The 7,416-nt window shown below is 40.5% G+C and carries 3 protein-coding genes and 2 pseudogenes; all 5 read right to left on the bottom strand.

Annotation, left to right across the window (positions count from 1 at the left end; translation table 11 throughout):
- Positions 1 to 230: pseudogene (locus tag ACMJ0U_RS05180) on the bottom strand (IS982 family transposase); the annotation flags it as partial.
- A 106-nt stretch (positions 231 to 336) separates the two neighbouring features.
- Positions 337 to 1,659 (bottom strand): Ig-like domain-containing protein, encoded by a 1,323-nt coding sequence (locus ACMJ0U_RS05175; RefSeq protein WP_417128618.1) that lies wholly within the window; start codon positions 1,657 to 1,659, stop codon positions 337 to 339.
- 30 nt (positions 1,660 to 1,689) lie between these two features.
- Entirely contained in the window at positions 1,690 to 3,435 is a 1,746-nt protein-coding gene (locus ACMJ0U_RS05170; protein WP_417128616.1) for a RagB/SusD family nutrient uptake outer membrane protein, read from the bottom strand.
- A gap of 13 nt (positions 3,436 to 3,448) precedes the next feature.
- Positions 3,449 to 6,667: pseudogene (locus ACMJ0U_RS05165) on the bottom strand (SusC/RagA family TonB-linked outer membrane protein).
- Between the two features lie 42 nt (positions 6,668 to 6,709).
- Positions 6,710 to 7,231 (bottom strand): sigma-70 family RNA polymerase sigma factor, encoded by a 522-nt coding sequence (locus ACMJ0U_RS05160; RefSeq protein WP_417128615.1) that lies wholly within the window; start codon positions 7,229 to 7,231, stop codon positions 6,710 to 6,712.
- Positions 7,232 to 7,416: the final 185 nt, after the last annotated feature.

Raw genomic sequence — 7,416 nt, 5'->3', positions numbered from 1 at the left:
TTCAGATGTTTGCACACATACTCCTTATAATAATGCTTGAAACAGCGGAAACCGCCAGAATGGAACAGAATAAGAATAACCATAATCTCAGCATCACTCATGCGGTTGGGCTTGTTGCGATGCTTCTTTTTACTGTCTTCAATCATATATTTTTCCTGTTGTAACGCAAATTCCTTGCAAAAATCATCAGCCATACAATAAATCTCTGTAACTTTAGACTCTGGAAACATAGTGGTAATCGTTTAAATGTTATAATTCAGCACTATAAATTTAATACTTTTATCGCTATGTTCCTAACTATCAGTTAAATATATTTATTCTTATTTCGAACTCACGTTATTTATTATTGTCACCACCTAAATTTCCACTGAAAGTGGTACCACCACAAACTCCAGCTGCATCCAGGTTAATATTACGTACAGTCACACCTTCATCTTTATACTTATCGGCAACGTCCTCCATGCGGATAGCAAAGATAGGATATTTGCCAGCATGCAGCCAAGTCTTGGGACTCCAACATCTAAAGTCACCACGTTGCTTGGTTCCAGCAGTCTGTGTATAAGTAGTCACTGTCAAATACCCATCATGCCATACATGAGAAGATTCAGTTCCATTACTGCCTTGTTTTGCATTATACCATGTATAGTTATTTTCATCATGGAACAGTTCACGTACTAGCCCTTCTTCCAGACGCAACTTGATAGAAGATGACTTTCCTGTTTCAGGGCAAGTTGCGGTAATCGTCACATCACCAAAAACTCCATTCTGATTAAAACTTACCACACCTTGATGTACAGTAGCAATATCCTCGTTACTGGAAGTCCATTCTATCAAAGAAGTGGTACATTCCTCAGGATATGTATCATATTCCAGTGTGACCGTCTTATCCGTAATCGCCCATACGTATCCCTGTTCTACAGACACACTCTGTTCAATAGTAATATCCTCAGGCTGAACAATCTTCATTATGGTAAGTTGCTTACTTGCATATACTTGTGATCCATCCAAAGCCGAAGCTGTAATGGTAACCGTTTCGGTAATTGCATCAATAAGCTGAGCTGTAACCAAGCCATTTTCATCCACTGTGGCAACCGACTCATCAGAAGTAGACCATTTCACAGTCTTATAGGTTGTGTTTTCTGGCAATATAGCGTATTGCAGCTGCACAGTCTCTCCCATGTATACCTGATCAGACTCAGCAGACAAAGAAATACTTTCCGCTTGTATCATGTCATTGGATACCATCACTTTCAATGTGCCATAGATACCACTTCCAGCATAAAAGGCAGAAGGAGAAACTTGTATGACTGAATAAGTTGAGCCATCTCCATTAACAGCCTTGACTACACCATTCGGGTCTACTTCGGCCACATCCGAATCACTTGAAGCCCATACTATCTCATTGAACGTTACATTCTCTGGAAGAATGGTATATCCCAGCTGAACTGTTTCACCTTTTAACAAAGGCAATACATTTGTACCATTCTCGTCTTTATAAATTAACGGTTTTACCTCTTCCGGAATATCAAGTGTTATTGACTCCGGATACACTGATTGACTTAATTCAGCACTTTCATCATCCTGACATGCAACCATTGCAATAGAAATTGCAGCCAATAAGATACCGCCAAACTTTTTATATAATTGATATGTCATCATACGAATCTTCTAAAATGAATAAACACAATTTTAATTATTACTCCAACCCGGATTCTGTCCCAATTGCGGGTTCAATTGCAACTGGTCTGAAGGCAGAGGATATAAATAGAGTTTGTCATCCCACACACGTCCGTCGTACAAGATAATACATCCCTCATCATTCAACTGGCGGGATTGTGCCGACCAGTTTGTTTCAAACCAAGTACCTTTTACCTTTACTCCCAACTGGTCTTGAGGCATTTCTTCCGGCGCTGTAGCCCAGCGTTTCAAGTCATCGATACGGAAACCTTCAAGGAACAGTTCCACGGTACGCTCTCTACGTATTTCTTCACGCATAGACAATCCATGCAGACTCGCAAATTCATTAGTCAGTTCCGGCATATCCGGATTGACACGTGTACGCACATCATTCAGGTATTTCAACTCATCATTACTAATGCTTCCCTGTAACTCATATGCAGCCTCTACATAATTCAACAAGACCTCCGCATAACGGATTACCGGATAATCCATTGATTCATAATAATCGGCCACCTGACGTTCTACACACCATTTATAATTCTGATAACCGCTGTTTGAGCGCACGTTCGCCTCTAATGCATTATTCAAATCCTCATCATTCCATGTAGTACGCCATTTGCCATCATTGTTCCAATATTTCTGTCCATGCTGTAACAATGTATTTGTCATACGGTTATCACGGTTCTGAAACTCTGTAGTTGCACCAGAGTATCCTTTAAAGGTCTCACCCGCCTTTTCTATAGGCAACCCATTGGAGCACAAATACATATTGGCCATTTTACGAGTAATGTAGCATACATTTGCCAACATTCCGTGAGTGATGTTTGTTCCCTTATCACCGTCTCTGTGACGATGCGCCAGAATATATTCCGTGTTATCACTCTTATGCAGGTTAGCCGGATTACATTGGGCGGCATCTTCCAGAATAAACATATAACGATAGCTTTGGTTACCTAATGTTTCATTATAAAACAACTTGTATTTATTGTCCTTAATGACATTATAAGCTGCATTCTTTGCAATAGTCAGCAATTCAGTACTCCGCTCTGTATTAGTTTCAGTATCTGCTCCGTTTGCATGAAACTTCTGCCAGGTCCCCTCATAAAGTGCCACACGTGACAACATAGCATAGGCCGCATACTTGGTCAGTCTTCCTGCCTCTGTAGTTTCAGGTAAGGCCTCTGCAGCCTCCTGCAAGTCTGTCACAATCTGATCAATCACTTCACCTCTGTCATTACGCGCTGCGTACAACTCACCGGATGTCAAATCCAAAGGCTGAGTCAGCAAAATCACATTTCCCCAAATCTGCACAAGTTCAAAATGGCAGTATGCACGGAAAAATTTAGCCTCTGCCACTGGCACAGCAATTGCAGCCTTATCTTCGAACGACTCAGCACGGTTCAGCAATAAATTTGTATAATAAATCTGCTTATACAAAGTAGTATAGTTGTTATCTTCCGCAGGAATTACATTGGTACCCTGACTATACGTATTGATAGAAGATGTAGCAATCAAATCAGAACGGTAATCACTGTGCGGGCCATCACTTACGCCATTGCCATACGTATTGGTTGTAGATAACTGGAAATCACGAGTCCAGCTATAAAACTGATTGGCAAACAACTGAAAATTATCAGCCTTATTCCATACCAGATTGTCTCCCAATTGTGCTTTCGGATCTAAATCGAGACAAGACACCGCAAACAAGCTCAAAACTGACAGGCATGCTGTCCTTATATAATGTTTCTTATTCATAAAGTTTGTCTTTTTAGAAAGTTAAATTAACCCCAAATGTAATATTACGAGTAAATGGATAACGCTTCAAGCCTTTAGCCGGTGTTCCGTCACTCTCATAAGCAGGTGCTTCCGGATCCCATCCATCTTTAATCTTTGTATATTCCCACAAGTCTGTACCGGTAGCGTAAATACGGGCTCCCTACAGGAATTTAATCTTTTGTAGCAGTTTATCTGTAAATGTATAACCGATAGTCAGATTCTTCAAACGAAGATAACGTCCATCTTGTGAGGTAAGAGAAGATGCCTGATAGTTATAATTGTTGATATTTGTATCATTCGTATAAGGTGCATAGTAAGCATCCGGATTTTCTGGGCTCCACACATTGCCGATAGAAGATGTAATGGTATTCGTGTAATTAGAACGGAATGGAACTGTCCAGTTGTCTATTCCACGGTATACAAAACGATTGGCAGATCCTTGGAAAATTACGCTTACATCAAATCCTTTGTAAGAAGCTCCGGCATTGAACGAATAAGATATTTCAGGGGTATCACTTCCCAAGTAGATATAATCTTTTTCATCCAGTACACCATCCCCATTTTCATCACAATACATATTGTCACCTACACGCAGATTACTGGGCATATTGATACCGTTATTTTCATAATACTTGGCCAGATAAGCTTTCAACTGTTCTTCGTTCTGTATCTTGCCTCCATAGCGCAGACCAAAAATAGAGTTCAATGCATAACCCTGCTGAGTAGTAGTGTATCCAGACTTCAAGACAGTTGTTCCTCCATAGTCCACCAGTTCATTACGTGCGAACGTAAACGTTCCTCCTACATAGTAATTTACACCTGCCTCATTTCCGCGATACGTCATCTGGCCTTCAAATCCCCAATCTTTGAATTTACCGGCATTTGCCTTAGGAGCTTTATCTCCCAAAATACCAGGATACGTAATGCTGACCAACATGTTATCGTTCTTCTTCAGGAAGGCTTCAACAGAACCACTCAATGCACCGTTCAGGACTCCGAAGTCTACACCCACATTATAGTTTTTAATGCGCTCCCAGCTACGAGAACGAGAAGCCAGTTCACCATTAGTCTTAATATACGAAAGCTTTCCGTCACCTACATAAGCTCCTGTTCCAGCCACCATATTATACAGCTGTACGCCATCATAATTGGCAATACCACTTTGGTTACCCATCTCAGCGTAAGACACACGCAACTTCAAGTCGCTCAACCAGTCAATATTCTGCATAAAGTTTTCCTGCTTGATTCTCCATCCTAAAGAAGCGCCATAGAATAAATCCCAACGGTTTTCCGGCTGGAATTTGGAAGAACCATCATAACGCCCGTTTACTTCCAGCAGATATTTGTCCTTGTAACTATAATTGAAACGTCCGAAATAAGACATATTTGCATTCTGGTACTTGTCTTCATCCCCACTTAAGGTTATTTCTCCGGAACCGTTTACTATTTCCAGACCATTCTGGGTATCCTTTACTTTAGCACCAAAATAAGTATATTCTTTGAATTCGTACTGGGCACCTAATGTCAAACTTAAATCATGGTCTTGATTAAATGTTTTGTGTGCATTCAAGAACCCTGTTACAGAGTAAAAATCCGTTCTAGAACTGGTTTGTTTATAAGAGGAGTTTGCCTGAATAGGATCAACCAGTGTCTGGACATCACCCAAATAATTATAATAAGTAATCGCATTCTCTTCTTGGTTTCTGGTAGCCGTACTAGTGTTATAACCCACATTGGCATTAGCAGTCAACCAATCTGTCAATGTCCAATTTAATGTCTCACTTACACTGAATGCCGAAACAGACAAACGATTATCCCCTCCTTCTGATACTTTAGCCACAGGAGATCCCCATGTTCCCCAAGCATACGGCTTTCCATCCAACGTCGTGAGAGGTAAACCCGGCATCGGCATCAGCACTGTAAGTACAGACGAAATCATGGACGGTGATACCTGTTCCTGACGATTATACGAAATCGATGAATCTAATGTCAAGTTATCTGTCAGCTTGAAGGTATTGTTCAAACGGAAATTATAGCGGTTATTGTTGTTATTTCCGTATTGAAGTGTAGAGCCATCATACAAATAACTTAAAGAAAGACGGTAAGATGAGCGTTCCGTTCCTCCTGAAATACTCAGATTCTGTTCTGTAGACCAAGTACTTCCGAACAAAGAACCTAACCAGTCGACCGAATCATCAAAAACAAAGTCTGCCACATCGCCAAACTTATCAGTGCCAAAAGGGCTTCCTCCATAACGTTTGTCCAAATAAGAACCTTTCATCTTTTGGGCTAACTGCGCATAGGCATACCACTCATTTGATGTATTGTTGTCATTTTCCAATGCAGTCATTACTCCGTCTGCCCATTGGTCTATATTCATCAGTTGAGGCATCAAACCTACGGTTTTCAATGTAGCCGTTCCGCTATATTCCACCTTTGTCTTCCCTTCCTTACCTTTCTTCGTAGTAATCAATACTACACCACCGGCAGCACGCGAACCGTAAATAGCAGCGGCTCCATCTTTCAAGAAGTTAATGGATTCTATATCATTTGAATTTATCAAACGCAAATCGTTCACACTGGTATAAGCCACTCCATCTACAACCACCAATGGTTCGATTGAGTTAACAGACACGGAACCACGCAGATTCATACTCCAGCTTTCATCACCAGGTGCTGAAGAAGAACGTGAAATCATAACTCCTGGAACCTGTCCTTGAAGAGCAGCCAGCGGGCTAGACAAGCTCCCTTTTTCTTTGAATGCTTTTGAGTCAACCACGGTAACTGCTCCTGTCAATGATTCTTTCTTTTGTGTTCCATAACCTACAACCACAACTTCATCTAACACCTCAGTATCTTCTTTTAAAGTGACTTTCAGCAAATTAGGACTGGAAGCCGGCAATTCCACAGTTTTATAGCCAATATAAGAAATCACCACTATTGCATTTTTAGAAGACACATTCAACGAATAATTTCCGTCTATGTCTGTTATCACACCATTTGTTGTTCCTTTTTCAAGGATACTTGCACCAATAACAGGAATACCCTCAGCATCCAGTACCTGTCCTTTCACACTCACCGATTGCAGAACCGACTGTACAGAAACCACTTCCGCATGCATCGGAGCCACGTTGCCGGCTACTAGAGCCGAAACCATCATGGCTGAAAAAAGGACTCTCTGCGATGAATTTTTCAGAAAACCATTCTTCATAAGATTAAACTTTAAATTAACGTTTTTACTTCTTATCATTATTTATATACATTGTTTCATATAGTTGCGTACTTCCTTACGACTGATGAACAGATGATTCTCCACCGTACGCTGTGAAAGACTTAGTTCGGCAGCAATATCAGCCGAGTTTTTCCCCTCAAAACGATTCATGACATAGATTTTCCGACGCTGGAAAGGCAGACATTTCACCCGCATCAGTTCCAGTTTCTGCAAGTCACGGACAATGACACGGGCATCCGTATCTCCTCCAATCTGCCGAGTCTGATAACTTTCTTCCAAATAAGCGGCAACCTCCTGTCTTTTATAAAAATGGCGGAGGTAGTCGGACACCAGATTACGTACAATCGTAAACAAAAAATACTTCACCGTGTCAGAACGAAGCATGGTACGATATTCCAAAAGACGAAGATACGCGTCCTGAACCAAATCTTCCGAATCTTCCTTTTTCCCTATTTTCTTATAGATATAAAAGAAGACCGACTGATGGTAGTCCGCAAAAATCTGTGCTACTAACTCATTGGATGTGTTCGTCAGGTCTTTCATAAATTAGCTTGTTTTGATTTTTTGACACTGCAAATGTATTTACAATTCCAAAAAACTAAAACAAATGTAACATGGAATGAATCTCACCTTATCCTACAAGACTAATTTTCATACAAACAACTGATTTACAACAAAATAAGAAACCCCATACAAAAGTGTCAAATAATAATTTGAGACTTTTGTAT

The sequence above is a fragment of the Phocaeicola sp. genome, assembly GCF_048170425.1.
Lineage (GTDB): Bacteria > Bacteroidota > Bacteroidia > Bacteroidales > Bacteroidaceae > Phocaeicola.
This window is presented reverse-complemented; position numbering and strand designations above follow the sequence as displayed.

Coding starts and splice junctions, on each gene's coding strand:
- ACMJ0U_RS05175 (WP_417128618.1), bottom strand. CDS start 1,659: ATGATGACATATCAATTATATAAAAAGTTTGGCGGTATCTTATTGGCT.
- ACMJ0U_RS05170 (WP_417128616.1), bottom strand. CDS start 3,435: ATGAATAAGAAACATTATATAAGGACAGCATGCCTGTCAGTTTTGAGC.
- ACMJ0U_RS05160 (WP_417128615.1), bottom strand. CDS start 7,231: ATGAAAGACCTGACGAACACATCCAATGAGTTAGTAGCACAGATTTTT.